A 24772-nucleotide genomic window follows, 5' to 3' on the forward strand; every position below is an offset into this window, starting at 1 on the left:
GTACCCGGCCCTGCCGTCGGCCGGGTGATGTCGGCGGCATCTCCTACCCTCACGAGTGATGGCAGCACAGATGTGGACGTGTACGGGACTGCGCTGGTCCCTGGAAGGCCCCGAGCTGGTCTGGTCCGGCGGGCGGCGCAGCGCGCTGACGTGGGGGAAGCGGGTCGCCTTCGGCGTACGGGAGGACACCGTCCGGCAGTGCGTGGGCGCGCGGGGGCACGCGTGCCCCACCCAGACCCCCGTGCCGCCGCGCAGCACCGGCGCCCGCTGCGAGGAGTGCGCCCGCCTGGACCGCGCGCACTCCGTGGCCGCCGACACGATCGCCGACGACCCCCGCCCGTACCGCGTCTACCTGGCCTGGTTCGGCCCCGGACTGGTCAAGGTCGGCATCACCGGAGCCGAGCGCGGGTCGGCCCGGCTGCTGGAGCAGGGTGCCGTCTGTTTCAGTTGGCTCGGCACCGGCCCGCTGATGGCCGCCCGGCGCACCGAGGAACTGCTGCGGGCCGCGCTCGGCGTCCCGGACCGGATTCCGTACGCCGGGAAGCGCACCGTACGGGCCGCCCTCCCGGCCGACCCCGAGGAGCGGGCGGCGGAGGTGCGGGAACTGCACGCGCGGGCCGTCTCCCTCGGGAACTGGCCCGAGTCCGTCCTGCGCGAACCGTGCCAAGTGACGGACCACATGGCCGACTTCAACCTCCAGCGCGCCGAGCCCGCCACAGGCGTCGTGACCGAGCTGGTGGCCGGAGGTCGGGTGGCCGGGGAACTCGTCGCCGCCGCCGGACCCGACCTGCACCTGGACACCGGGGGACCCAGAGGCGTACTCGTGCTCGACACCCGTCTGCTCCCCGGCTGGGAGCTGATGCCGGCTCAGTCGGAGAAAGAAATCACCTTCCCCACCAAAGAGTTCAGCGCCCGCCAAGACGGCCTCTTCTGACCCTCACCCCTTTCTCAGCGAAATCACAGACTGCCGAAAGGGCTCTCTCAGAGGCTGGGGACAAGGTCCCACCATGACCACGACCTCGCCCCAGGGGCGCACCGAACTGCTGAGGCCGGACGGCAGCCCCGTCCGCGTGCTGGTGGTGGACGACGAGCTGTCGATCACCGAACTGCTGAGCATGGCGCTGCGCTACGAGGGCTGGCGGATAAGGAGTGCGGGGGACGGGCAGGGTGCGCTGCGCGCGGCACGCGAGTTCCGGCCCGACGCCGTGGTCCTGGACATGATGCTGCCCGACATGGACGGCCTGACCGTGCTGAGCCGGCTGCGCCGTGAACTGCCGGACGTACCGGTGCTGTTCCTGACCGCCAAGGACGCGGTGGAGGACCGTATCGCCGGGCTCACCGCGGGCGGGGACGACTACGTCACCAAGCCGTTCAGCCTGGAGGAGGTGGTGGCCCGGCTGCGCGGGCTGATCCGGCGCTCCGGCGCCACCGACCGGCGCCCGGACTCCGTGCTGGTGGTGGGCGACCTCAGCCTGGACGAGGACAGCCACGAGGTCTGGCGGGGCGAGGAGTCCATCCACCTGACCGCCACCGAGTTCGAGCTGCTCCGCTTCCTGATGCGCAACCCGCGCCGGGTGCTGAGCAAGGCGCAGATACTGGACCGGGTCTGGTCGTACGACTTCGGCGGGCAGGCGAACGTCGTGGAGCTGTACATCTCCTATCTGCGCCGGAAGATCGACGCCGGCCGGGAGCCGATGATCCACACCCGTCGGGGGGCGGGTTACCTGATCAAGCCCGCCGTGTCGTGAGGCTCGCACGCCGTGCGCGCACCCCGCGCACCCTGCGGACGCGGCTGGTCGTCGCGTCCGTCGTGCTGATCGCCGTGGTCTGCGCGGTGATCGGTACGGTGACCACCCTCGCCCTGCACGAGCACCTGTACCAGCAACTCGACGGCAAGGTGCGGGAGATGGCCGAGCGTGCGGTCGGCCGCCCGCGTCCGACCCCCGGCACGCTGGACCCGGCCGCCGCCGCGCTCGCCTCGGCGGTGGCCACCGAGAGTCCCGCCGAACGGGTCACCAACCTGCTCACCCGGGGCCCCCTCCAGAAGCAGACCGTCGCCGCGTACGTGCGCGACGGCGCGATCGTGTCGGGGGCCGTGTCCGAGGAGCAGAAGGACGGCAGCGGCGTCTTCCGGCGGATGCGGGCCGAGCAGCTCAGCCGGGCCCAGATGGACGCCCTCGCCTCCGTCCCCCAGGACAGCGGCGCCCACACCGTCCACCTCCCCGGCCTCGGCGACTACCTCGTCCGGTACGCGCAGAGCCCCGACGGTGCCGACCGGTACTACGTCGCCCTCCCCACCGCCGACATGGACGGCGTCGTCGACACCCTGATCCTGGTCGAGGTCTGTGTCACCGTCGCCGGACTCGTCGCGGCCTCGCTGGCCGGCACGGTCATCGTCGGCGTCGCCACCCGCCCCCTGCGCCGGGTCGCCCGCACCGCCACCCGGGTCTCCGAACTCCCCCTGCACTCCGGCGAGGTGAACCTCAGCGAGCGGGTACCGGAGTCCGAGTGCGACCCGCACACCGAGGTCGGCCGGGTCGGTGCCGCGCTCAACCGGATGCTCGACCACGTCAACGGCGCCCTGCACGCCCGCCAGGAGAGCGAGACCCGGGTCCGGCGCTTCGTCGCCGACGCCAGCCACGAGCTGCGCACCCCGCTCGCCTCGATACGCGGCTACGCCGAGCTGACCCGGCGCGGCCGGGAGCAGGTCGGCCCGGACACCCGGCACGCGCTGGCCCGCATCGAGTCCGAGGCGGGCCGGATGACCCTGCTGGTGGAGGACCTGCTGCTGCTGGCGCGGCTGGACGCGGGCCGCCCGCTCCAGTTCGACCGAACCGACCTGGTCCCGCTGGTCGTGGACACCGTCAGCGACGCCCGCGCGGCCGGCCTGGACCACATCTGGCGGCTCGACCTGCCCGACGAACCGGCGCCGGTGAGAGCCGACGCGGCCCGGCTCCAGCAGATCCTGGTCAACCTGCTGGGCAACGCCCGCAGCCACACCCCGCCGGGCACCACGGTGACCGCGCGGGTCCGCAGGCAGGGCGACCGGATGTGCGTACAGGTGGAGGACGACGGTCCGGGCATCCCGGCCGCGCTGCTGCCGCACGTATTCGAGCGGTTCGCGCGCGGCGACTCCGCCCGTACCCGTGCCACCGGTTCCACCGGGCTCGGCCTCGCCATCGTGCGGGCGGTCGTCACCGCGCACGGCGGCACCGTGGACGTCCGGAGCGCGCCGGGCCGGACCGTGTTCACCGTACGACTGCCCGCGGCCGGACCCGAGCCGGTTCCGCACTCACAGCCGGGCCACAGCGTCACCACACGGGCGCAACAGGGGAGTTGAGAAGAGTCGGTCCCATGCGAACCGACTCTTCTCCCGGCACCCTTCCGGCACGGGAGCACCTCCCGGCCACGGCCGCCGGCACCCCGGTGCTGGACGTGGTGGTCCCCGTCTACAACGAGGAGAGGGACCTGCGCCGGTGCGTGCTCAGACTGCGGGAGCACCTGGCGCGCACCTTCCCCTACGCCTTCCGGGTCACCATCGCGGACAACGCCTCCACCGACGGCACCCCGCTCATCGCGGCCGAACTCGCGGCCCACTACCCGGACGTGACCAACGTCCGGCTGGAGCGCAAGGGCCGGGGACGCGCTCTGCGCACGGTGTGGTCCGCCTCCGACGCGCCGGTCCTCGCGTACATGGACGTCGACCTCTCCACCGACCTCAACGCCCTGCTCCCGCTGGTCGCCCCGCTGATCTCGGGCCACTCCGACCTGGCGATCGGCTCCCGGCTCAGCCGGACCTCGCGGGTGGTGCGCGGGCCGAAGCGGGAGTTCATCAGCCGGGCCTACAACCTGATCCTGCGCGGCTCGCTCCAGGCCCGGTTCTCCGACGCCCAGTGCGGCTTCAAGGCGATCCGGCGCGAGGTGGCCCAGGTGCTGCTGCCGCTGGTCGAGGACACCGGCTGGTTCTTCGACACCGAGATGCTGGTGCTGGCCGAGCGGGCGGGGCTGCGCATCCACGAGGTGCCGGTCGACTGGGTCGACGACCCGGACTCCACCGTGCACATCGTGCGCACGGCGACCGACGACCTGAAGGGCGTGTGGCGGGTGGGGCGGGCGCTCACCACCGGTTCGCTGCCGCTGGACCGGCTGGCCCGGCCGTTCGGTGACGACCCCCGCGACCGCGAGATCACCGACGTGCCGAAGGGGTTGGCCCGCCAGCTCGTCGGATTCTGCGTGGTCGGCGGGCTCTCGACCCTGTTCTACCTGCTGCTCTACAGCGGCTTCAGGCAGTTCGGCGGCTCGCAGGCGGCCAACGCGCTCGCCCTGCTGCTCTCCGCGCTCGCCAACACCGCCGCCAACCGGCGCCTCACCTTCGGCGTGCGGGGCCGGGGCGGAGCGGTACGGCACCAGGCGCAGGGCCTGGTCGTCTTCGCCATCGGCCTCGCTCTGACCAGCGGTTCCCTGGCCGCCCTCGACGCGGCCACCACCAACCCCGGGCACACCACCGAGATCGCGGTCCTGGTCGTCGCCAACCTCGCCGCGACCGTCCTGCGCTTCCTGCTCTTCCGCGCCTGGGTCTTCCCGGACCGCCGGGACCCCGCGCCGGACCTCATCCCGACGGCCCTCTACGCCGAGCCCACCACCATCTCCACGGGGGACCCCCGATGACCACCCAGTACGACCAGCCCCCGCGGGTTGCCGAGACGCCACCGGCGCCACGAGCCTCCCTCGCACACCGTGCGTGGCGCGGCCGCCCCGACGACCCGAGCTGGGCCCGCCCCGCGTTCTGGGCGCTGCTTGCCGCGACCTTCTTGCTCTACCTCTACAACCTGAGCGCCTCCGGCTTCGCCAACTCCTTCTACTCGGCGGCCGTGCAGGCGGGCAGCACCTCTTGGAAAGCCTTCTTCTTCGGCTCGCTGGACGGCGGCAACGCCATCACCGTCGACAAGCCCTCGGCGTTCCTGTGGCCCATGGAGCTGTCGGTCCGGATCTTCGGCCTGAACTCCTGGGCGGTGCTGGTCCCCCAGGTCCTCATGGGCGTCGGCTCGGTGGCGGTCGTGTACGCGGCCGTACGGCGCCGGTTCAGCGCGGTGGCCGGACTGGTCGCGGGCGCGGTGCTGGCGTTGACGCCGGTCGCGGCGATGATGTTCCGGTTCAACAACCCGGACGCGATGCTGGCCCTGCTGATGGCGCTGGCCTGCTACTTCACCGTCCGCGCGGTCGAGGACGGCCGGACCCGCTGGCTGGTCTGGGCGGGCGTCGCCATCGGCTTCGCCTTCCTCGCCAAGACCCTCCAGGCGTTCCTGATCCTGCCTCCGCTGGCGATCGTCTACGCGGTCTGCGCGCCGGTGCGGCTGGGCAGGCGGCTGGTGCAGCTCGGTCTGGCCACGCTCGCGCTGGTGGTGTCCGGCGGCTGGTGGGTCGCGGTGGTCGAGCTGTGGCCGGCCTCCTCCCGCCCGTACATCGGCGGCTCGCAGCACAACAGCTTCCCGGAGCTGACCTTCGGCTACAACGGCCTCGGCCGGATCAACGGTGACGAGACCGGCAGCGTCGGCGGCGGAGGCGGCGGCATGGGCGGCGGCGGTGGCCGCTGGGGCTCGACCGGCTGGGACCGGATGTTCGACGCCGAGGTCGGCGGCCAGGTCTCCTGGCTGCTCCCGGCCGCGCTGATCCTGCTGATCGCGGGCCTTTGGGCCACCCGCAAGCTGGGCCGCACCTCGGTCACCCGCGCGTCGTTCCTGGTCTGGGGCGGCTCGCTGCTGATCACCATGGCGGTCTTCAGCTACATGGCCGGCATCTTCCACCAGTACTACACGATCGCCCTCGCCCCGTATCTCGCCGCCGTGGTCGGCATGGGGGCCGGGCTGCTGTGGGAGCGCCGCAAGGAGACCTGGGCCGGGGCCGCGCTCGCGGCGGCCACAGTGGCCTCGGCGGCCTGGGGGTACGTCCTGCTCAACCGCACCTCCGACTACCTGCCCTGGCTGAAGTGGCTGGTGCTGGTCGGCGGGCTGCTGGCCGCGCTGGGTCTGCTGTTCCTCGGCCGCGCGCCCCGGAACCTGGCGCTCGGCGCTGCCACGCTGGGCCTGGTCGCGGCGCTGACCGGGCCGACCGCGTACACCCTGAGCACCGTGAACTCCGCTCACACCGGGTCGATCCCCACGGCCGGACCGGCGGGGGCCGGCATGCTGGGCTTCGGCGGCCGTCCGGGCGGGTGGGGCGAGGGCATGCGCGGCGGCTTCCCCGGCGGGATGCCGGGCGGACAGAGCCAGAAGGGCCAGGGCCAGACCCCGCCCGGCGGTGCGGGCGGTCAGGGTTTCCCCGGCGGGGTCTTCCCCGGCCAGGGCGGTCAGGGCAACGGCCAGAGCAAGGGCCAAGGCCAGCAGAACGGCGGCGGCTTCCCCGGCGGCCAGGGCTTCCCCGGCGGCACCGGCGAGACCGGCCGCATGGGCGCCCCCGGCGGCGCGGGCGGCCTGCTCAACGGCGCCGACGTCTCCGCCAAGGCCAAGAAGCTCCTCCTGGCCGACGCCGACTCCTACACCTGGGTCGCCGCCTCCACCGGTTCGCAGAACGCGGCCAGCTACCAACTCGCCACCAACAAGGCGGTGTTGGCGATCGGCGGCTTCAACGGCACGGACCCGTCCCCGACCCTCGCCCAGTTCAAGCAGTACGTCGCCGACAGCAAGATCCACTACTACATCGCGGGCGGCGGCATGGGCCGCATGGGCGAAGCCCGAGGCGGCATGGGCGGCGGCAGCGGTACGGCCTCCTCCATCAGCACCTGGGTCGAGGCCGACTTCAAGAAGGTGACGGTCGGTTCGGCCACCTTCTACGACCTCACCCAGAAGAAGTCCGGCTGACCGGAAACACCCCTCGGCCGATAATGCTGTACACCGTATAGGGAAACCGCTATACGGTGTACAGCATGTCCGCTCCCGACGTCTCGGCACCACCGCTCCCGAAGGCCCCCGAGGGCCACCCCCGCCGCTGGCTGATCCTCGGCGTGATCTGCCTCGCCCAGCTCACCGTGCTGCTCGACAACACCGTGCTGAACGTGGCGATCCCCTCGCTCACCCACCGGCTGCACGCGGCCACCTCCGACATCCAGTGGATGATCAACGCGTACTCCCTGGTCCAGTCCGGCCTGCTGCTCACCGCGGGCAGCGCCGCCGACCGGTACGGCCGCAAGAAGATGCTGATCGCGGGCCTCGCGGTGTTCGGCCTGGGCTCGCTGGCTGCCGGACTCTCCACCACCACCGGCCAGTTGATCGCCGCCCGCGCGGGCATGGGCATCGGCGGCGCCCTGCTGCTGACCACCACCCTCGCGGTCGCCATGCAGATCTTCGCGCCCGAGGAGCAGCCGAAGGCGATCGGCATCTGGGCAGCGGTCAACTCGCTCGGCTTCGCGGCCGGTCCGCTGATCGGCGGCTTCGTGCTCGACCACTTCTGGTGGGGCGCGATCTTCCTGATCAACCTCCCGGTCGCCGCCCTCGGCATGGTCGCCGTGGTGGCGCTCGTCCCCGAGTCCAAGGCCACCCGCGCCATCGGCGCCACGGGCCTGCCCGCCCGCCCCGACCTGCTGGGCGCACTGCTCTCCACGATCGGCATGACCGCACTGGTCTTCGCGGTCATCTCCGGCCCGCACCACGGCTGGACCTCACCCCGGGTGCTCGGCTCGGCGGCCGTGGCGGTGGCCGTGCTGGCGGTGTTCGGGTACTGGGAGAGCCGGGTCGAGGAGCCGATGCTCGACCTCGCGTTCTTCCGGGACCGCAGGTTCACCGGGGCGGTCGCGGGCGCGGTGCTCATCACCTTCGGCATGGGCGGCGCGCTGTTCCTGCTCACCCAGCACCTCCAACTGGTACTCGGCTACGGCCCCTTGGAGGCGGGCGCGCGCACAGCACCGCTGGCGCTCACCGTGGTCCTGCTCAACTTCAGCGGGGTCTCCGCGAAGTGGGCGGCCAAGCTGGGCACCCCGGTGGCGATCGCGCTGGGCATGGCGCTGATGGCGGGCGGCCTGGTCTCCATCGCCGAGCTGGCCTCCTCCGGGTACGCCGGGACGCTGCTCGGCCTGGTGCTGATCGGCGCCGGGTGCGCGCTGGCCAATCCGGCCATGGCGCACGCCATCATGAGCGCCATCCCGCCGGAGAAGGCCGGGGTCGGCGCCGGGATCAACGGCACGCTGGCCGAGTTCGGCAACGGTCTCGGGGTGGCCGTGCTGGGTGCGGTGCTCAGCTCGTTCCTGGCCTCCGGCCGCACCCTGTCGGCCGGTCTCAGCGCCGGGCAACTGGTCGGCTCCGTCTCGGTACTGGCCGGTGGCCTGGTCGCGGCGGCCCTGCTCAAGCGGGCCCAGCGCGATGCCGCCTGAGCCGGGGTGGTTGAGCCGCCCGGACCTGGCAAGGTGTGCGGTGAGTGACGGCTCGGGGAGGGAAGCCCGGTGGTGAAGGAAGACGGCCCGAAGGAAGACCGCCCGGCCCGCGGCAGCGTCTGGGTGACCGGCAAGGAGCGGCGCGGCCGGGGCGGCCAGCCCTCCGGCCTGGACCGGGCCCGGATCACCGCCGTGTCGGTCGCCCTGCTGGACGCCGAGGGCCTGGACCGCTTCTCCATGCGCCGCCTGGCGGGCGAGCTGAACGTGACCGCGATGTCCCTGTACTGGTACGTCGACACCAAGGACGACCTGCTCGAACTCGCCCTGGACACGGCCTTCGGCGAGCTTCCGCTGCCCGACGCGGAGGACACGGAGGCCGACTGGCGCGAGCAGTTGCGCACCCTGGCGACCGAGTACCGGGCGATGATGGTCCGCCACCCCTGGCTGTCCCCGATCGCGGGCCGCTTCCTCAACATCGGCCCGAACTCCCTGGCGTTCTCCCGCGCGGTGCAGCGGGTGGTCGGCCGGGCCGGGCTGCCCGCGCACGGGGTGACGGGCGCGATCTCGGCCGTCTTCCAGTTCGTGTACGGCTACGGCACGATCGAGGGCCACTTCCACGCCCGGATCGCGGACACCGGGCTGAGCGCGGACGAATACTTCCAGCAGTCCCTCACCGTCGCCTCCGAGGTGGCCGGGACCTCCGAGGTCCTCCGGGAGTCCCGTGCCCTGATGGCCGCGCGCGGCGGTGACACGGTCCAGGAGATGCTCGACCGGGACTTCGTCTTCGCGCTGGACCTGCTGATCGCGGGCATCGAAGCGATGGTGGCCCGCGGCTGACCCCTTCGAGGGCCGGCCACGGGCCACCACGGTGTTTCTACGAGTCGGACGCCGGCCGAGCCGGGAAGCCGCCCGTCGCCACCGGCCCCCACCGCTGCGGCGTGACGCGGATGATGGACTTGCCCTGGTCGGCCATGGCCTTGCGGTACTCGTCCCAGTCCGGGTGCTCACCGGCGATGTTCCGGTAGTACTCGACCAGCGGCTCGATGGAGTCCGGGCTGTCCAGCACCTCGGCCGTGCCGTCGATCTGGACCCAGGGCCCGTTCCACTCGTCGCTCAGCACGATCACGCTGACCCGCTCGTCCCGCTTCGCGTTCCGGGTCTTGGCCCGCTCCGGGTAGGTGGAGGCCACGATCCGGCCGGAGTCGTCCACCCCGCAGGTCAGCGGTGAGCCCTGCGGCCCGCCGTCGGAGCGCCGGGTCAGCAGGATGGCGCGATGGCGGGGTCGTACGAAGTCCAGCAGTTCCGACAGGGTCACTTTGGTGTTCGTAGCGATGTTGGGTGCCATGCGCCGAGCCTAGGGGGTGTCCCGTCGGTCAGGCCGCTCCCTGCTCCGGCCTGACCGACGGGACACCCCCTGGCGTGTCCGGTCAGAGCGACGGCAGCGCGTCGCCCTGGACCGCCTGGATGTCCAGCTCGATCCGCAGGGTGGTGCCGATGGCGGCGATGCCGGCCTGGAGGACCTGGTTGTAGTTCATGGCGAAGTCGTCCCGGTGCAGCTCGGCCGTCGCGCGGAACGCGGCCCGCGTGCCGCCCCAGGGGTCGGCGCCGGTGCCGAGGTAGGCGAGGTCCAGGTCGACGGGGCGGACGATCCCGCGCATCGACAGCTCACCGTGCACGGTCCACCGGTCCGGGCCGGCCTGGGTCAGCCCGGCCGAGCGGTAGGTCAGCTCGGGGTACTTCTCCACGTCCAGGAAGTCCGCCGAGCGCAGGTGGGTGTCGCGCATCCCGTTGCCCGTGTCGATGGACTCGGCCCGGATGACCGCCTCCACGCGGGACTTGGTGATGTCGTCGGGCGCGATCTCGATGCTCCCGCCGAACTCGGTGAACCGGCCCCGCACGCTGGAGATGCCCAGGTGCTGTGCGACCGCGCCGACCGAGGAGTGCACCGGGTCGATGGTCCACGGGCCGGGCGGTGGCAGCTCGCTGCCGCCCTGCCGGGCCAGGGTGACCGCGCCGACCTCGGCCCGGCCGCTCGCGGTGACCAGCGCGCTGGAGGCGACGGGCGCGTACCCGACGGCGGTCACGATCACCGTGTACGCCCCCGGAGCCAGTGCGGTGTCGTCGCGCACCACGCCTTCGGCGTCGGCCTCGGCCCGCAGCACCTGCGTACCGGTCATGTCGGCCACCGTGACCACCGCGTGCGAGACGGCCCAGCCGTCACGGGTGCGGATTCTCGCGGTCAGTGCCATGGCGTTCTTCTCCCTGCGCGGCTGAGCGCGCGTAGATCAGGGGACCGGCCCGTGGCCCGCGTTCGAAGGCGGGCCACGGGCCGGTCGGGTGAACTACTCGCCGGGGTGGGCGAGTTCGATGTCGTGGCCGTCCGTGCCGGTACCGGCGACGGTCAGCGCGGTGGCCACCGGCGGGTAACCCGTGGCGATCACGGTGTACTCGCCGCCGTCCAGGTCGGTGAAGGCGTACGCGCCGTCCGCACCGGTGGTGGCGGTGCCGACCACGTTGCCCGCCTGGTCGACCAGGGTGACGCGGGCGTCGGCCAGCGGACCGTGCGGGGCCCGGACGACACCGCTGAGCAGCGCGCCGGTGTCCAGGTCGACCTCCACGCGGGTGACCCCGGTGGTGGCGACCTCCACGGGCAGGGCGCGCGGCCGGTAGCCGGCGGCGTTGACCGCGATCGTCACGGTGCCGGGCACCAGCTCGGTGAACCCGAACTCGCCCTGCTCGCCGGTCTGCGCGGCGGCCAGCAGATCACCGCGCACATCGGTGACGACGACCATCGCGTCCTTCACCGGCAGCGCGCTCCCGGCCGCCCGGACCACACCGGTCAGGCCGCTGGTGCCGCTGAGCAGGATGTCGTACGACAGCGGCTCCTCGCCCACCACCACGGTGGACGCCTGCGGCTGGAAGCCGTCCGCGGAGGCGATCAGCACGTACGAGCCGGTGCCGGGGGCGGCCAGTGCGTAGGAGCCGTCGGCCTGGGCGACCGCGCGGCCGAGCTGGCGGCCGGCCAGCGAGATCAGCGTGACCGCGGCGCCCGGGACCGGGGCGCTCTCGGCGCCGCGCACGAAGCCCTGCACCGGGGTGCCGCCGGGACCGGTCTCGCCGGCCATGGCGACAGCCGTCACCTGCGGAGCGCTCGCGGTGGCCGTGCCGTCGGCAGAGGGGGCGCCCTCGGTGGTGGCGACGGCCATGGCCGGGACCTGCTGGGCCTCGGCGACCGCGGGGGCGGCGGCCGGGTCGGTGACGGGGGCCTCGCCCTCGGAGGACTGCGCGAGCGCGCCCTTCGTCTTCAGCGGGACCTCCTTGATGAACAGCGTGATCAGGAAGGCGACGGCGGCGAGGCAGCCCGCGATGAGGAAGACATCGGCGATGCCGTGGCCGTAGGCGCTCTCCAGCAGGTTCCGGATGGGACCCGGGAGCTTGTTCATGTCCGGGATGGTGTCGGTCGAGCCCGACTGCGCCATCGCGGCCTGGTACTTCGGGCTCAGCGAGCCGATGCCGTCCGTGACGTAGTGCGTGATCCGGTGGGCCATCACCGCGCCGAGCGCCGAGACGCCCACCGCGCCGCCGAGGGAGCGGAAGAAGGTGACCGTGGAGCTGGCCGAGCCGAGGTCGGAGGGCGCCACCTGGTTCTGCGTGGCGAGCACCAGGTTCTGCATCATCATGCCGATGCCGAGACCCAGCAGGGCCATGAAGATGGCCATCTTCCAGTAGTCCGTGTCGTACCGGATGCCGCCCAGCAGGAGCAGTCCGGCGGTGACCAGGACGCCACCGCTGACCAGCCACGCCTTCCAGCGGCCGGTACGGGTGATGAACTGGCCCGAGACGGTCGAGGAGATGAACAGACCACCGATCATCGGGATGGTCAGGATGCCGGACATCGTCGGGGACTTGTCGCGGGCGAGCTGGAAGTACTGGCTGAAGAACACGGTGCCGCTGAACATGGCCACGCCGACGAACAGCGAGGCGAGGGAGGCCAGCGTGATGGTGCGGTTCTTGAACAGGCGCAGCGGGATGATCGGCTCGCTGGCCTTGGCCTCGACGAGCACGAACAGCGCGCCGAGCACGATCGAGCCGGCCACCATCGCGTAGGTCTGCCAGGACAGCCAGTCGTACTTGTCACCGGCGAAGGTGACCCAGACCAGCAGCAGCGAGACGGCCGCGGAGATCAGCGCGGCGCCGCCCCAGTCGACCTTGACCTCACGCTTGACCACGGGCAGGTGCAGGGTCTTCTGGAGCACGATCAGCGCGATGACCGCGAAGGGGACGCCGACGTAGAAGCACCAGCGCCAGCCCAGCCACGAGGTGTCGGTGATGACACCGCCGAGCAGCGGGCCGCCGACGGTGGCGACGGCGAAGGTCGCGCCCAGGTAGCCGGAGTAACGGCCGCGCTCACGCGGGGAGATCATCGCCGCCATGACGATCTGCGCCAGGGCGGACAGACCGCCGACGCCGATGCCCTGGACGACACGGCAGGCGATCAGCATTCCGGGGTTCTGCGACAGACCGGCCGCCATCGAGCCGACGACGTAGATGACCAGGGCTATCTGGACGAGCGCCTTCTTGCTGTACAGGTCGGCGAGCTTGCCCCACAGGGGGGTGGCAGCCGTCATCGACAGCAGGGCCGCGGTGACGACCCAGGTGTAGGCGGACTGGCCGCCGCCGAGGTCACCGATGATGTGCGGGAGGGCGTTGGAGACGATCGTGGACGACAGGATCGCCACGAACATGCCGAGCAGCAGCCCGGACAGCGCCTCCATGATCTGCCGGTGGGTCATCGGGGCCTCCTCGGCCCCGCCCCCGTGCTTGGCGTGAGCCCGCACACCGGATGGTGTGGTCGTTGCCATGGGCTTCCTTTACTTACGTGATCGCGGGTGTACGGGTTTCTGCGGAAACGGGGGCGGCCGGTCTCGGCACACCGGAGCGGCAGTCGCCGAACGACGCGCGCAGCCGGGTCATGAGCTGGATGAGCTGGGCGACCTCGTCGTCGGTCCAGTCGCTCAGCCGCTCGGCCAGCAGCCGGCTGGTGCGCAGCGACAGCTCCACGAGCTGGTCGTGGCCCGTGGGCGTCAGGCGCAGGATGCGCGAGCGCTTGTCCGCCGGGTCCGGCGACCGCTCGATCCAGCCGCGCGCGGCCACGTGGGCGACATGCCTGCTGGTGACCGACATGTCGACGGCGAGCAGCTCGGCGAGCTTGCTCATGCGCATCTCCTCGTGGCGGCCGAGCAGGGTCAGCACGGCGGCCGAACCGGCCGGGCAGTCGGGCGGGAGTATCCGCCCGATGTCGCGCTTCACGGCGCCGACGGCACTGAGCTGACGTGCCAGCTCCTCGAACTGCGCCTGCTCGGCCATCACACCTCCCGTATTCGTTGCTTTGGGCAACCATAGAGATGCTTGGTTGCTGTAGGCAAATAAATCGGTGGCCGACGGCGCAAAAACTTGGCAAAGGCAAGTATTGCAATCGTAAATGTGCAGGTGAACGCGGGTGACCTGCCCGCCTCTGTCCCCATGGCCCCGCACTTGGGGTGGGCACCCGGATTCGCTAGTGTCTCGGCCCATGGCTAACACCCAGGGCCCCCAGGGCAATTACGACCCCGCAGGCAGCACCCAGATGTTCCGCGCGTTCGTCGACGAGACTCCCCCGGCTCGCCAGCAGGAGGCCGCTTCCTCCGGTCCCCGCGTCGGCCTGATCATCGGCGTCATCGTGGCCGTGGCCGTCGTCGCGGCCGTCGCCTGGCTCGCGCTGAAGTGACCCCCGGCTCCTTCCCGGAGCCCCGTCCGGCGGGCGGTACCTGAACTCGCCCGCCGCCTACGGGAGCCCTGTGGCTCCCACAAAAACCCTCGGCCCGCGTCCGCGCCGGAGCGCGCGACACGGGCCGGGCGGGCCTTGAAGGTTCGTCAGTCCGAGACGAGACCCTCGCGGAGCTGGGACAGCGTGCGGGTCAGCAGCCGCGAGACGTGCATCTGCGAGATGCCGACCTCCTCACCGATCTGCGACTGGGTCATGTTGGCGAAGAAGCGCAGCATGATGATCCGGCGCTCGCGCGGCGGCAGCTTGGCCAGCAGCGGCTTGAGCGACTCCCGGTACTCCACGCCCTCCAGCGCCGTGTCCTCGTAGCCGAGGCGGTCGGCCAGCGAGCCCTCGCCGCCGTCGTCCTCGGGGGCCGGGGAGTCGAGCGAGGAGGCGGTGTAGGCGTTGCCCACCGCCAGACCGTCGACCACGTCCTCCTCGGAGACACCGAGCGCGACCGCCAGCTCCGGCACGGTCGGGGAGCGGTCGAGCCGCTGGGACAGCTCGTCGCTCGCCTTGGTCAGCGCCAGGCGCAGCTCCTGGAGCCGGCGCGGCACCCGCACCGACCACGAGGTGTCACGGAAGAACCGCTTGATCTCGCCCACGACCGTCGGCATGGCGAACGTCGGGAACTCCACGCCCCGTTCGCAGTCGAAGCGGTCGATCGCCTTGATCAGCCCGATGGTGCCGACCTGGACGATGTCCTCCATCGGCTCGTTGCGCGAGCGGAAGCGGGCCGCCGCGTACCGCACCAGCGGGAGGTTCAGCTCGATCAGGGTGTCCCGGACGTAGCCCCGCTCGGGGCTGTTCTCACCGAGCGCGGCGAGCCGCAGGAACAGGGAGCGGGACAGCGTGCGGGTGTCGATGTCCCCCGAGGGCACCGGCAGTTGCGCGGCCTCCTCGGCGGCCGGTGCCGCGTCGGGCGCCGGTGCCGGGACGGCGGGGGCGGGCGTGGCGTCGAGGGCGGAAGCGCCCTCGAAGCCGTCGAGGACATCGAGAGCGTCGAGCTTCTGCGGCGCTGCCACGGTCTTCGTGAGCACCTTCGAGCTGCCCTGTTCTGCGGACATGCCACCCCCTTTGGGTCGCGGGACGGTCGCGGCGCACTGTCCTGATCGGACAGCGCGGCCTTCACCTGAATACCGGAGCCGAAGCCTCGGCAAACGCGCTTCCCGCAGAATGTCACATGTCGGCAACGCGCTGTAGTGACATGTCGACACGTGAGACGCCAAGAAGCCCTGGCAGAACGGGGTCTGACGGCCTTTCGGCGCACAATTGCCGACACTGCCGACGTGCTGTGATTCGCTCCTGACGGTGATCATTCGATCCCGCATGCGAACGGCTGCTACCTGCTGTTTTCCGTTCCGTGCTCCCGTGCGCCGGTCATGCCTCGATCCGGTTGGCCGATCTGAGCCGCTGGAAGCTCCGGGCGAGCAGTCGGGAGACGTGCATCTGGGAGACACCGAGTTCGGCGCTGATCTGCGACTGGGTGAGGTTGCTGTAGTAGCGGAGCAGCAGGATGCGCTGCTCGCGCTCGGGGAGCTGGACCAGCAGGTGCCGGACCAGGTCGCGGTGTTCGACGCCGTCCAGCGCCGGGTCCTCGTACCCGATGCGGTCCAGCAGCCCGGGCAGCCCGTCACCCTCCTGCGCTGCCTCCAGCGAGGTGGCGTGGTACGAGCGTCCGGCCTCGATGCAGGACAGCACCTCCTCCTCGCTGATCCTCAGGCGCTCGGCGATCTCGGCGGTGGACGGTGATCTGCCGAACGCGGTGGTGAGGTCCTCGGTGGCCCCGTTCACCTGCACCCACAGCTCGTGCAGCCGGCGCGGAACGTGCACGGTGCGGACGTTGTCCCGGAAGTAGCGCTTGATCTCACCGACCACGGTCGGCATGGCGAAAGTCGGGAACTGTACGCCCCGGTCGGGGTCGAAGCGGTCGATGGCGTTGATCAGCCCGATGGTGCCGACCTGGACCACGTCCTCCATCGGCTCGTTGCGGGAGCGGAAACGGGCGGCGGCGTAGCGCACCAGCGGGAGGTTGGCCTCGATGAGCGCCCCGCGGACCCGGTTGTGCTCCGGGGTGCCCGGAGTCAGATTCTTCAGCTCGCCGAAGAGCACCTGGGTCAGGGCGCGGGTGTCGGCGCCCCGGCGCTTCTCGGGAGGGGGCGCGGCGGAGGGCTCGGGGAGGGACGCGGGCGCCTCCGCCTGGGGCGGCGCAGTACTGGCCGACACGGTCAACGCCACCTCTTCATCGGTCAATCATCCGTCAAAAGCGGTCATAGCATCACAAGACATGTGCACTGTGTGCAAGCACCGCATAACGTCGTGTTGGCCCTCAAACGACGCCAATGGATGGATCGCCGGACGTGAAAAAGCCCCCCGCCGTAACGGCGGAGGGCTCGCTGTCCGGGCCCGCCCGGCCCTCAGAACTCGTAGTCGGCGATCACCCACGTGGCGAACTCCCGCCACAGCGCGACGCCCGCCTGATGGTCGGGGTGGTCCAGGTAGCGCTGGAGGGCGCCGGGGTCCTCGACGGAGGAGTTGATGGCGAAGTCGTAGGCGATGGGGCGGTCGGTGACGTTCCAGCCGCACTCCCAGGAGCGCAGCTCGTCGATCCGGCCGCCCAGGGCGCGGAAGGCGGCCACGCCCTCCTGGACGCGCGGGTCGTCGCGCTCGACACCCTCGTTGAGCTTGAACAGGACCAGGTGCCGGATCATGCGGCGTACCTCTTGCTCTTTCGGCCGGTCAGTTCTTCGCGCCGTCCACGACCCAGGTCATGAAGTCCCCGATGGCCCCGGCGGCGTCCGATATGCCCTCGAAGGCTATCTGGACGTAGTCGGCCGCCTTGGCCGGGTCGGTGATGATCACGTACATGGCGAAGACCACGAGCGCGAACACGACGATCTTCTTGGCGTTCACCGCCACCGCGGCCTCCCCTGTCCCATCGACCCCACTGACCTGCCTGCGGCGGCGAGTGTAACCGCCACGGGCCTCGGCGGACCCAACAGGACGCCCACGATTGTCAATTGAGGGCCCGGAACCGGGACGCACGAAGGGCCCCGTCCGAAGACGAGGCCCTTCTCAAGCGGTAGCGGAGGGATTTGAACCCTCGGTGACTTGCGCCACACTCGCTTTCGAGGCGAGCTCCTTCGGCCGCTCGGACACGCTACCGAGGGAGACCTTACAGCAAGGTGCCCCATCGGCAGAAATCGATGGCCGGAGCCCCCCTCAGCAGGGCTTTCGGTACCCCTTCGGCCTGCTCTTCAGCGGCCTCTGAAGAACTCCGTCAGCGGCCGGGCGCACTCCTCGGCGAGCACGCCCTCCACGACCTCCGGCCGGTGGTTGAGCCGCCGGTCGCGCACGACGTCCCAGAGCGAGCCGGCCGCGCCCGCCTTGTCGTCGCGGGCGCCGTAGACGACCCGTTCGACGCGGGACTGGACCAGGGCGCCCGCACACATCGTGCACGGCTCCAGCGTCACCACCAGCGTGCAGCCGGTCAGCCGCCACTCGCCGAGCGCGGCAGCGGCCCGGCGCAGCGCCAGCACCTCGGCGTGGGCGGTCGGATCACCGGTCGCCTCACGCTCGTTGTGCCCGGCGCCCAGCACGGTGGTGCCGTCCGGGCCGAGCACGACGGCGCCCACCGGCACGTCACCGCCGAGCGCGGCCCGCCCGGCCTCGGCCAGGGCGAGCCGCATCGCGGGACGCCAGGGGTCGCGCACCGGGTCCACGGTTCCTCGGGTCTCGTACGGAGCGCTCAGCGGACGGTCTCCAGTACCTCCGAGGCGCCCAGCACCTCGGCGATCGTCCCCAGGGCGTCGTTCGCGTCCAGGGCGCGCAGCTCCTTCTCGCCGATCCCGAGATCGCCGAGGATCTCGCGGTCGCCGACCGGGCTGTGCGGGACGGCGTCGCCGTCCGGGGACTCCTCGCCGTCCTCGGTCTCCTCGGACTCGCCGTCCTCGGTGCCGTCGAGGTCCAGCGAGTCCAGGTCGGGTCCGTAGTCCGCGCCGGGCTCGCGGCCCAGCAGCTCATCGGTGAGGAGCAGCTCCCCGTAGGCGCTGCGGGCGGCGGCGGCCGCGTCGGAGACATAGATGCGGGGGTCCTCCTCCCCGTCCACCCGGACGACCCCGAACCAGGAGTCCTCCTGCTCGATCAGGACGAGCACCGTGTCCTCCTCCGGCGACGCCTCGCGGGCGAGGTCGGCCAGATCGGACAGGGTCTCCACATCGTCGAGCTCCGTGTCGCTCGCTTCCCACCCGTCTTCGGTGCGCGCGAGCAGTGCGGCGAAGTACACCGTGACTCTCCCACTGGTCATAGGTGTGCCGGTCGGGGGGTCCCCCCGGCGGAGGTCCGGGCGGGAGGAGCAGGTGCGCTCCGGGGTCCGCCCACTGGGAATCGTGGCAGAAACAAGTCGCTCAGGGGACGTCTTCGGCTCCCTGTGTCCGGCTGTTTCGGTCGTCCGTCACCAAACGGCCGACCGTGGGTCCGTAAAGGGCTCACCAGCACCCCCGTTGCCGCCACCTGCGGATCGTACGCGGCTTCGCGGGCGCCCACGCACGCCCGTCTCCGCGGCCGCGGGACGGGCGCCGATCATCCTCGCCGGGAGCTTTTCCCGGTGCTTGCTGACAGGACCGTACGACGCCCGGGGCTACCAGCGGAACGTTCGCATGCGCATGGCGTGGCGCAGCCGGGCGGCCTTGACGCGGCGCGGCTGGACCCGGTCGCGCAGTTGCCGGGCCTCGGCCAGGTCGCGGAGGAACTGGGCCCGCCGGCGCCTGCGTTCGGCGTCCGTCTCGGGCCTCGGGGGCCTGAAAGGCCCGATCTCCCCGGTCGTCGCCGGGCCGTTGTTCGGCAGGTTCGGCAGGTCAGCCACGGTTTCACCACCCCGGTCGGTCTTCTGCGCATTCCCCCGGACGGACGGTTTGATGCCGAGACGAGGCACGGGGCGGGCACGGTTACTGTTGAAGACATGCGTCTCCACGTCGTCGACCACCCCCTGGTCGCTCACAAGCTCACCACGCTGCGCGACCAGCGCACCGACTCCGCGACCTTCCGCCGTCTCGCCGACGAGCTGGTCACCCTGCTCGCCTACGAGGCCACGCGGGACGTGCGCACCGAGGCCGTCGACATCCAGACGCCGGTCGCGCGGACCACGGGCGTCAAGCTCGCCCGCCCGCGCCCGCTGGTGGTGCCGATCCTCCGTGCCGGCCTCGGCATGCTGGACGGCATGGTCCGGCTGCTGCCGACCGCCGAGGTGGGCTTCCTGGGCATGATCCGCAACGAGCAGACGCTCCAGGCGGAGACCTACGCCTCGCGCATGCCGGACGACCTCTCCGGCCGCCAGGTGTACGTCCTGGACCCGATGCTGGCCACGGGCGGCACCCTGGTCGCGGCCATCCGCGAGCTGATCGGCCGCGGCGCCGACGACGTGACCGCCGTGGTCCTGCTGGCCTCTCCCGAGGGCGTGGAGATCCTGGAGCGCGAGCTGGCCGGCACCCCGGTCACCGTGGTCACCGCCGCGGTGGACGAGCGCCTGAACGAGCAGGGCTACATCGTCCCGGGTCTGGGCGACGCGGGCGACCGCCTGTACGGCGCGGCCGAGTAAGCACCTAGGACAGCAGAAGGGGGGCCGCCCGGTCGGGTGGCCTCCCTTCTTGTTGCCGGCTTCTTGTTGCCGGCGGGTTCAGCAGGTCTTCTTCTTGGTGGTCGTGACCGCGGCCACCTGTTCCGGCGCGGTCAGCTTGGTCACCGCGCTGTCGGCCGCCGGCCGCTGGGTCAGGGCCTTGAACCGGTCCCCGATGACCAGGTCCAGCTCGGCGCCCTTGCGGGCCGCGTCGGTACGGCGCTCGGCGTCGGCGAGCTGGGTGCTCAGCACCGGCAGGGTGGTGTCGAGGGCGGTGGCGGGACCGATGAGCATCCCGGTGCCCTTGACCTTCTTGTCGAACTGCTTGTCCGCGTTGCCCACGTCGCCGATCTTGAAGCCGCGCTTCTTCAGCTCGTCCGCCGTCTGCTTGGCGAGCCCGGAGCGCGTGGTGGCGTTGTAGACGTTCACGGTGATGGTGCCGGGCTTGGGCAGGGCCTTGACCGGTGCCGCCGAGGCGACCTTTGTGCGGCAGTCCGCCGCGTGGCCGGACACCGAGCCGTCGCCGCCGGTGAAGACGTCGATGAGCTGCAGCGTGCCCCAGCCGGCGACGCCCAGCGCGGCCACGGAGGCCACGACGGCGGCGACGAGCCTGCCGCGTCGCCGGGGCGGGCGCATCCGAGGGTAGGTGTCCCCTGTGATCCGGTATTTACCGCCCATGCCGGGGGGAGTCAGCATGCTCATGAGCGCAGCGTAGTGCGCCGAGGCCGCGATGCCTATTAGATGATCAGTCCATCCGGCGTAGCCGAACCCGAAAGGGGTAACCGGCGGGCCGTACGGGCCAGTCGGGCTTGCCCCGACAGCCGCGAAGAGCCCGTCAGCCCAGTTCGAGGACGCGGGCGTGCAGCACCTGGCGCTGCTGGAGCGCGGCGCGGACCGCGCGGTGCAGCCCGTCCTCCAGATAGAGGTCGCCCTGCCACTTCACGACGTGGGCGAAGAGGTCGCCGTAGAACGTGGAGTCCTCGGCGAGCAGCGTCTCCAGGTCGAGCTGCTGCTTGGTGGTCACGAGCTGATCGAGGCGGACCGGGCGCGGCGCGACGTCCGCCCACTGCCGGGTGCTCTCCCGGCCGTGGTCGGGGTACGGCCGGCCGTTTCCGATGCGCTTGAAGATCACACGGAAAGCCTACCGGCCCAGACGTTCCGGGCGCAGCCATGGCGGCGGAGTGCGACGCTGAAAAAGACACGGCAAAGCGGGCATTACGGCGACTACCGGCAGCGGCGGTCACCGGGACGAGGGGCCTTGAGATGAGCGACAGCGCGACCACGCCCGCCCCCGACGGTTCCGGCCCGGCGCAACTGCCCGCCCCGGCCCGCCCGATCGCGGCCGGCTACGCCTTCACCGGCCCGGCGCTCGACCTCGGCGCGCTGCTGTGGGACGGGGTGTGCCACCCGGACGCGCAGGTGCGGGTGCCGCTGCCGATGCTGAACCGGCACGGACTGGTCGCGGGCGCCACCGGCACCGGCAAGACCAAGACGCTCCAGCTCGTCGCCGAGCAACTCTCCGCCCAGGGCGTCCCGGTGTTCCTCGCGGACGTCAAGGGCGACCTCTCCGGCATCGCACGGCCCGGCCAGGGCGGGGACCGGGTGAGTACGCGGGCGGCGGAGACCGGGCAGAGCTGGTCGGCGGAGGGCTTCCCGGTGGAGTTCCTGGCGCTCGGCGGGATCGGCCACGGCATCCCGGTGCGGGCCACCGTCACCAGCTTCGGGCCCGTACTGCTGTCCAAGGTGCTGGGCCTGAACCGCACTCAGGAGCAGTCCCTCGGCCTGATCTTCCACTACGCCGACACCAAGGGCCTGGAGCTGATCGACCTCAAGGACCTCCGCGCGGTCGTCGCCTTCCTCACCTCCGACGAGGGCAAGCCCGAACTGAAGGGCGTCGGCGGCCTGTCCACCGCCACGGCCGGGGTGATCCTGCGCTCGCTGACCGCGTTCGAGGCGCAGGGCATGGCGGACTTCTTCGGCGAGCCCGAGTTCGACACCGCCGACCTGCTGCGCCTCGCACCGGACGGGCGGGGTCTGGTCTCCGTGCTGGAGCTGCCCGCGGTCCAGGACAAGCCGCAGTTGTTCTCCACGTTCCTGATGTGGCTGCTGGCCGACCTCTTCCACGACCTGCCCGAGGTGGGGGACGCCGACAAACCGAAGCTGGTGTTCTTCTTCGACGAGGCGCATCTGCTCTTCCACGACGCCTCGGACGCGTTCCTGGACGCCATCACGCAGACCGTGCGGCTGATCCGGTCCAAGGGCGTCGGCGTCTTCTTCGTGACCCAGACCCCGAAGGACGTCCCCTCCGACGTGCTAGGCCAGCTCGGCAACCGCGTCCAGCACGCCCTGCGCGCCTTCACCCCGGACGACCAGAAGGCGCTGAAGGCGACCGTGAAGACCTTCCCCGACTCCCCCTACGACCTGGAAGAACTCCTCACCGGGCTAGGGACCGGCGAGGCCGTGATCACCGTGCTCAGCGAGAACGGCGCCCCCACCCCGGTCGCCGCCACCCGGCTGCGCGCCCCGGAGTCCCTGATGGGCCCGGTGGACCCGGCCGAGCTGGACCGGGCGGTACGGGAGTCGCCGCTGCACGGACGTTATGCACAGGCTGTGGACCGCGAGTCGGCGTACGAGAAGCTGACGGCGGCACAGGCCCCTGCCGAGGCCCCGAAGGCGCCCAAGGCAAAGCGGGAGAAGGCCCCGGCCGAGGAGCCCTCGCTGGTGGAACAGGTCGTCGGCAGCGGGATGTTCAGGTCGCTGGCGCGCTCGGTGGGCACGCAGCTCGGCCGGGAGATCACCCGTTCGCTGTTCGGCACGGCCCGGCGGGGGAGATAGGGGGTGCCGTCCGGACCAGTTCGACGACGCGGGGTCTGGCTCGCACATCTGATCCGGACAACACCCCCTGGCCCGCCCCCGCCGGGGCGTCAGCGGTGCTTCTCCTTGGGCGGCCGCTGCCGCTGGGCCGTCTCGTCCCGCTGGTCGGGCGCGTTGCGCCGGGCCTCGGCGCGCAGCAGGGCGCGCAGGACCGCGTAGGGGTCGGTGGGCATGGCGGTGGTCCTCCTGCTTTCGAGCTGACAGAGCGGTGCCGACTGCTCGGCCCGCTCAGCAGCGCAGGACGACCGTGCTCAGGAGGGGTGCGGTGTACGGGGGCCGCGTGCGCTCCGGGTCCGCTTGGGCGCCGGCCGGGCCGGACGCGGGGGCGGGCGGGGGAGCGGTGCGGTCGGGGAGGTCGGCGTGGTGCGGGGCGCGGGCGCCGGGGCGGGCCGGGGTGGCGGGCAGGTCGTGCTCACACTCCTGGACCATGCCCGGTACCGGGCCCGTCTGCGCGAGGGCCACATGGCCGCCGGGCACCGACAGGGCGAGCAGCAGCACGAGCGCCCGGAACCAGCTCCGGGCGCGCGAGGCACGAGGACGCGCGGTGCTCACCCGGGTTCTCTCCCCGCCGGAGCCCCCCACTCTGCCTCCGGCCGCCCAAGTCCGCCCGCACGGCGTACGGCGGCGGCGGGAGGTTGACGACCGGAGGGAGCGAGGGCCCGGGTCAGACCGTCTGCGGGATGTCCTTGGCGCGGCCCTTGATCCGGATGGAGGTGATGATCTCGACGATGCCGACGACGATCAGCCACCAGCCGCCGACCAGGGTCAGCACGGCCACCGACTCGAAGGGTGAGTCGATCAGGACGATGCCGGCGATGAAGGTGACGATGCCGAGGAAGATGTGCCAGCCACGGGCGGGCATGTCCTTGTCGGAGACGGCGGCCATGGTCTGGGTGACGCCCCGGATCAGCCAGCCGATGCCGATCCACAGGGCCAGCAGCAGGATCGACTGCATCGGCCCCCGGAAGCAGAGCAGGCCCAGCAGGATCGACAGACCGCCGCTGAGGAAGGCCAGCACCCGCAGTGAGGTCTTCTTGTGCGTGCCGAAGGCGGAGACCAACTGGAAGACGCCGCTGACCAGGAGGTAGAGGCCGAACAGGACGCCGACCGCGACCAGGGTGGCGCCCGGCCAGATCAGCACCAGGATGCCGAGGATCAGCGAGGCGATGCCGGTGAGCAGCACGACCTGCCAGGCCGCCTGGGACAGCATGTGCAGCGGTCCCTCGAACGGCTCCTCGGGCTCGTGGTGCTCCCGCTCCGCGCGTTCACGGTCCTTGTCCATGCGGACCGCTTCGGGGCCGGGGCCGGGGGCGGTACCGGGCTGGGCCTGGCCGGCGCCGGCGTTAGGGCCGGAGCCGGGGGTGTCACCGGGCTGGGCCTGGCCCGCGCCGGTGTTCGGGTCGTACGGGCCGCCCTGCGTGGGGCCGCCGATGGGAGGCTCGGTCATGTTCCATGCTTGGACCGAACGGGGACATTCCGCCACTCGGGGGGCGCCCGACGGGTGCTACTCCTTCGCCTTGGCGGCCTTCGCCGCCTTGGCCGCCGCCTTCATCTCCTGCTTGTGCGCCCGCACCTTGGCCAGCGACTCCGGCCCGGTGATGTCGGCGACGGAGCGGTACGACTTCGTCTCGCCGTAGGCCCCGGCGGCCTCCCGCCACCCCTCGGGCGTCACCCCGAGCTGCTTGCCGAGCAGGGCGAGGAAGATCTGCGCCTTCTGCTTGCCGAACCCCGGCAGCGCCTCCAGCCGCTTCAGCAGCTCGGGCCCGCTGCCGGCGTCCCGCCAGACCGCCTCGGCGTCACCGTCGTAGTGCTCGACCAGGTACTGGCACAGCGTCTGCACCCGCTTGGCCATCGATCCCGGGTAGCGGTGCACGGCCGGCTTCTCGGAGAGCAGCGCGGCGAACTCCTCCGGGTCGCGGGCGGCGATGTCGTGCGCGTCCAGGTCGTCGGCGCCCATGCGGCGCGCGATCGTCTCCGGGCCCTTGAACGCCCACTCCATCGGGATCTGCTGGTCCAGCAGCATCCCGGTGAGCGCGGCGAGCGGGCTGCGGCTGAGCAGCGCGTCGGCGTCGGGGTCCTGGGCGAGGTGCAGGGTGACGTCCATGCGTCCATGATC

27 protein-coding genes and 1 tRNA gene are annotated in these 24772 nt (G+C 71.7%); 10 read left to right on the forward strand and 18 right to left on the reverse strand.

Features of this window, described 5'->3' with window-relative positions; translation table 11 throughout:
* The first annotated feature begins 58 nt into the window (after nt 1-58).
* The 7 genes from OG448_RS15935 to OG448_RS15965 all read left to right on the forward strand — a co-directional run bounded on the left by OG448_RS15935 (nt 59) and on the right by OG448_RS15965 (nt 9199).
* Nucleotides 59-934, forward strand: coding sequence for a DUF2797 domain-containing protein (locus tag OG448_RS15935; RefSeq protein WP_405554519.1), 876 nt, complete (start codon nt 59-61; stop codon nt 932-934).
* Nucleotides 935-1007: 73 nt separating this feature from the next.
* Nucleotides 1008-1748, forward strand: coding sequence for a response regulator transcription factor (locus OG448_RS15940; protein ID WP_030806287.1), 741 nt, complete (start codon nt 1008-1010; stop codon nt 1746-1748).
* On the forward strand, nt 1745-3340 hold the full coding sequence (locus OG448_RS15945; protein WP_405554521.1) for an ATP-binding protein: 1596 nt from the start codon (nt 1745-1747) through the stop codon (nt 3338-3340). Before OG448_RS15940 ends, OG448_RS15945 begins: the two co-directional genes overlap by 4 nt.
* Before the next feature lie 14 nt (nt 3341-3354).
* The gene (locus OG448_RS15950) at nt 3355-4668 is read left to right on the forward strand and encodes a glycosyltransferase (protein WP_405554523.1); all 1314 of its coding nucleotides are present in this window, start codon (nt 3355-3357) and stop codon (nt 4666-4668) included.
* Nucleotides 4665-6857, forward strand: coding sequence for an ArnT family glycosyltransferase (locus tag OG448_RS15955; protein WP_405554525.1), 2193 nt, complete (start codon nt 4665-4667; stop codon nt 6855-6857). Before OG448_RS15950 ends, OG448_RS15955 begins: the two co-directional genes overlap by 4 nt.
* Before the next feature lie 65 nt (nt 6858-6922).
* On the forward strand, nt 6923-8362 hold the full coding sequence (locus OG448_RS15960) for an MFS transporter (RefSeq protein ID WP_405554527.1): 1440 nt from the start codon (nt 6923-6925) through the stop codon (nt 8360-8362).
* Between the two features lie 72 nt (nt 8363-8434).
* Entirely contained in the window at nt 8435-9199 is a 765-nt protein-coding gene (locus OG448_RS15965; RefSeq protein ID WP_405558818.1) for a TetR/AcrR family transcriptional regulator, read from the forward strand.
* 37 nt (nt 9200-9236) lie between these two features.
* Here the strand turns inward: OG448_RS15965 and OG448_RS15970 are convergent, their stop codons facing one another.
* From OG448_RS15970 to OG448_RS15985, 4 genes are all read right to left on the reverse strand, one after another.
* Entirely contained in the window at nt 9237-9707 is a 471-nt protein-coding gene (locus OG448_RS15970; protein ID WP_405554529.1) for a PPOX class F420-dependent oxidoreductase, read from the reverse strand.
* A gap of 82 nt (nt 9708-9789) precedes the next feature.
* Nucleotides 9790-10611 carry a YceI family protein gene (locus OG448_RS15975; protein WP_391297018.1) on the reverse strand — a complete coding sequence of 274 codons (822 nt, stop codon included), beginning with the start codon at nt 10609-10611 and terminating at the stop codon, nt 9790-9792.
* 93 nt (nt 10612-10704) lie between these two features.
* Entirely contained in the window at nt 10705-13224 is a 2520-nt protein-coding gene (locus OG448_RS15980; RefSeq protein ID WP_405554531.1) for an MFS transporter, read from the reverse strand.
* 13 nt (nt 13225-13237) lie between these two features.
* Nucleotides 13238-13729 carry a MarR family transcriptional regulator gene (locus OG448_RS15985; protein ID WP_391297014.1) on the reverse strand — a complete coding sequence of 164 codons (492 nt, stop codon included), beginning with the start codon at nt 13727-13729 and terminating at the stop codon, nt 13238-13240.
* Between the two features lie 205 nt (nt 13730-13934).
* On the opposite strand from OG448_RS15985, the gene OG448_RS15990 reads away from it, so the two are divergent.
* Entirely contained in the window at nt 13935-14129 is a 195-nt protein-coding gene (locus OG448_RS15990) for a hypothetical protein (RefSeq protein WP_030806323.1), read from the forward strand.
* Between the two features lie 146 nt (nt 14130-14275).
* On the opposite strand, the gene OG448_RS15995 is transcribed toward OG448_RS15990, so the two are convergent.
* The 8 genes from OG448_RS15995 to OG448_RS16030 all read right to left on the reverse strand — a co-directional run bounded on the left by OG448_RS15995 (nt 14276) and on the right by OG448_RS16030 (nt 19023).
* Nucleotides 14276-15235 (reverse strand): RNA polymerase sigma factor SigF, encoded by a 960-nt coding sequence (locus OG448_RS15995; RefSeq protein WP_405554533.1) that lies wholly within the window; start codon nt 15233-15235, stop codon nt 14276-14278.
* 313 nt (nt 15236-15548) lie between these two features.
* Nucleotides 15549-16400 carry an RNA polymerase sigma factor SigF gene (locus OG448_RS16000; RefSeq protein ID WP_405558819.1) on the reverse strand — a complete coding sequence of 284 codons (852 nt, stop codon included), beginning with the start codon at nt 16398-16400 and terminating at the stop codon, nt 15549-15551.
* 185 nt (nt 16401-16585) lie between these two features.
* Complete coding sequence (locus tag OG448_RS16005; RefSeq protein WP_405554535.1) at nt 16586-16879, reverse strand: Dabb family protein; 294 nt, start codon at nt 16877-16879, stop codon at nt 16586-16588.
* A 28-nt stretch (nt 16880-16907) separates the two neighbouring features.
* On the reverse strand, nt 16908-17087 hold the full coding sequence (locus tag OG448_RS16010) for a hypothetical protein (RefSeq protein WP_030806336.1): 180 nt from the start codon (nt 17085-17087) through the stop codon (nt 16908-16910).
* A gap of 161 nt (nt 17088-17248) precedes the next feature.
* Nucleotides 17249-17333 (reverse strand) — tRNA-Ser (locus OG448_RS16015).
* 92 nt (nt 17334-17425) lie between these two features.
* Complete coding sequence (gene tadA, locus OG448_RS16020; protein ID WP_030806339.1) at nt 17426-17857, reverse strand: tRNA adenosine(34) deaminase TadA; 432 nt, start codon at nt 17855-17857, stop codon at nt 17426-17428.
* A 59-nt stretch (nt 17858-17916) separates the two neighbouring features.
* Nucleotides 17917-18453: a hypothetical protein gene (locus tag OG448_RS16025; protein ID WP_405558821.1), complete on the reverse strand. Its 537-nt coding sequence runs from the start codon at nt 18451-18453 to the stop codon at nt 17917-17919.
* 354 nt (nt 18454-18807) lie between these two features.
* Nucleotides 18808-19023, reverse strand: coding sequence for a hypothetical protein (locus tag OG448_RS16030; RefSeq protein WP_391297749.1), 216 nt, complete (start codon nt 19021-19023; stop codon nt 18808-18810).
* Nucleotides 19024-19128: 105 nt separating this feature from the next.
* Here OG448_RS16030 and upp point away from each other — a divergent pair, with 105 nt between their 5' ends.
* Nucleotides 19129-19764, forward strand: a complete 636-nt coding sequence (upp, locus tag OG448_RS16035) for a uracil phosphoribosyltransferase (RefSeq protein ID WP_405554536.1) — start codon at nt 19129-19131, stop codon at nt 19762-19764.
* Nucleotides 19765-19842: 78 nt separating this feature from the next.
* On the opposite strand, the gene OG448_RS16040 is transcribed toward upp, so the two are convergent.
* Together OG448_RS16040 and OG448_RS16045 are read right to left on the reverse strand one after the other, a co-directional pair.
* Complete coding sequence (locus OG448_RS16040) at nt 19843-20484, reverse strand: LytR C-terminal domain-containing protein (RefSeq protein ID WP_405554538.1); 642 nt, start codon at nt 20482-20484, stop codon at nt 19843-19845.
* Nucleotides 20485-20617: 133 nt separating this feature from the next.
* Nucleotides 20618-20914, reverse strand: coding sequence for a type II toxin-antitoxin system VapB family antitoxin (locus OG448_RS16045; protein ID WP_003986294.1), 297 nt, complete (start codon nt 20912-20914; stop codon nt 20618-20620).
* Between the two features lie 131 nt (nt 20915-21045).
* Here OG448_RS16045 and OG448_RS16050 point away from each other — a divergent pair, with 131 nt between their 5' ends.
* The gene (locus tag OG448_RS16050) at nt 21046-22617 is read left to right on the forward strand and encodes a helicase HerA-like domain-containing protein (RefSeq protein WP_405554541.1); all 1572 of its coding nucleotides are present in this window, start codon (nt 21046-21048) and stop codon (nt 22615-22617) included.
* 89 nt (nt 22618-22706) lie between these two features.
* On the opposite strand, the gene OG448_RS16055 is transcribed toward OG448_RS16050, so the two are convergent.
* From OG448_RS16055 to OG448_RS16070, 4 genes are all read right to left on the reverse strand, one after another.
* Nucleotides 22707-22829, reverse strand: coding sequence for a hypothetical protein (locus tag OG448_RS16055; RefSeq protein WP_405554543.1), 123 nt, complete (start codon nt 22827-22829; stop codon nt 22707-22709).
* 55 nt (nt 22830-22884) lie between these two features.
* The gene (locus OG448_RS16060; RefSeq protein WP_405554545.1) at nt 22885-23208 is read right to left on the reverse strand and encodes a hypothetical protein; all 324 of its coding nucleotides are present in this window, start codon (nt 23206-23208) and stop codon (nt 22885-22887) included.
* Between the two features lie 112 nt (nt 23209-23320).
* Complete coding sequence (locus OG448_RS16065) at nt 23321-24103, reverse strand: HdeD family acid-resistance protein (protein ID WP_405554547.1); 783 nt, start codon at nt 24101-24103, stop codon at nt 23321-23323.
* Nucleotides 24104-24160: 57 nt separating this feature from the next.
* Complete coding sequence (locus OG448_RS16070) at nt 24161-24760, reverse strand: HhH-GPD-type base excision DNA repair protein (protein WP_405554549.1); 600 nt, start codon at nt 24758-24760, stop codon at nt 24161-24163.
* Nucleotides 24761-24772: the final 12 nt, after the last annotated feature.

Source organism: Streptomyces sp. NBC_01171 (assembly GCF_045039805.1).
Classification (GTDB): Bacteria; Actinomycetota; Actinomycetes; order Streptomycetales; family Streptomycetaceae; genus Streptomyces.

Coding starts and splice junctions, on each gene's coding strand:
- OG448_RS15935 (WP_405554519.1), top strand. CDS start 59: ATGGCAGCACAGATGTGGACGTGTACGGGACTGCGCTGGTCCCTGGAA.
- OG448_RS15940 (WP_030806287.1), top strand. CDS start 1,008: ATGACCACGACCTCGCCCCAGGGGCGCACCGAACTGCTGAGGCCGGAC.
- OG448_RS15950 (WP_405554523.1), top strand. CDS start 3,355: ATGCGAACCGACTCTTCTCCCGGCACCCTTCCGGCACGGGAGCACCTC.
- OG448_RS15955 (WP_405554525.1), top strand. CDS start 4,665: ATGACCACCCAGTACGACCAGCCCCCGCGGGTTGCCGAGACGCCACCG.
- OG448_RS15960 (WP_405554527.1), top strand. CDS start 6,923: ATGTCCGCTCCCGACGTCTCGGCACCACCGCTCCCGAAGGCCCCCGAG.
- OG448_RS15970 (WP_405554529.1), bottom strand. CDS start 9,707: ATGGCACCCAACATCGCTACGAACACCAAAGTGACCCTGTCGGAACTG.
- OG448_RS15975 (WP_391297018.1), bottom strand. CDS start 10,611: ATGGCACTGACCGCGAGAATCCGCACCCGTGACGGCTGGGCCGTCTCG.
- OG448_RS15980 (WP_405554531.1), bottom strand. CDS start 13,224: ATGGCAACGACCACACCATCCGGTGTGCGGGCTCACGCCAAGCACGGG.
- OG448_RS15985 (WP_391297014.1), bottom strand. CDS start 13,729: ATGGCCGAGCAGGCGCAGTTCGAGGAGCTGGCACGTCAGCTCAGTGCC.
- OG448_RS15990 (WP_030806323.1), top strand. CDS start 13,935: ATGGCTAACACCCAGGGCCCCCAGGGCAATTACGACCCCGCAGGCAGC.
- OG448_RS15995 (WP_405554533.1), bottom strand. CDS start 15,235: ATGTCCGCAGAACAGGGCAGCTCGAAGGTGCTCACGAAGACCGTGGCA.
- OG448_RS16005 (WP_405554535.1), bottom strand. CDS start 16,879: ATGATCCGGCACCTGGTCCTGTTCAAGCTCAACGAGGGTGTCGAGCGC.
- tadA (WP_030806339.1), bottom strand. CDS start 17,857: ATGCGGCTCGCCCTGGCCGAGGCCGGGCGGGCCGCGCTCGGCGGTGAC.
- upp (WP_405554536.1), top strand. CDS start 19,129: ATGCGTCTCCACGTCGTCGACCACCCCCTGGTCGCTCACAAGCTCACC.
- OG448_RS16040 (WP_405554538.1), bottom strand. CDS start 20,484: ATGAGCATGCTGACTCCCCCCGGCATGGGCGGTAAATACCGGATCACA.
- OG448_RS16050 (WP_405554541.1), top strand. CDS start 21,046: ATGAGCGACAGCGCGACCACGCCCGCCCCCGACGGTTCCGGCCCGGCG.
- OG448_RS16055 (WP_405554543.1), bottom strand. CDS start 22,829: ATGCCCACCGACCCCTACGCGGTCCTGCGCGCCCTGCTGCGCGCCGAG.
- OG448_RS16065 (WP_405554547.1), bottom strand. CDS start 24,103: ATGACCGAGCCTCCCATCGGCGGCCCCACGCAGGGCGGCCCGTACGAC.
- OG448_RS16070 (WP_405554549.1), bottom strand. CDS start 24,760: ATGGACGTCACCCTGCACCTCGCCCAGGACCCCGACGCCGACGCGCTG.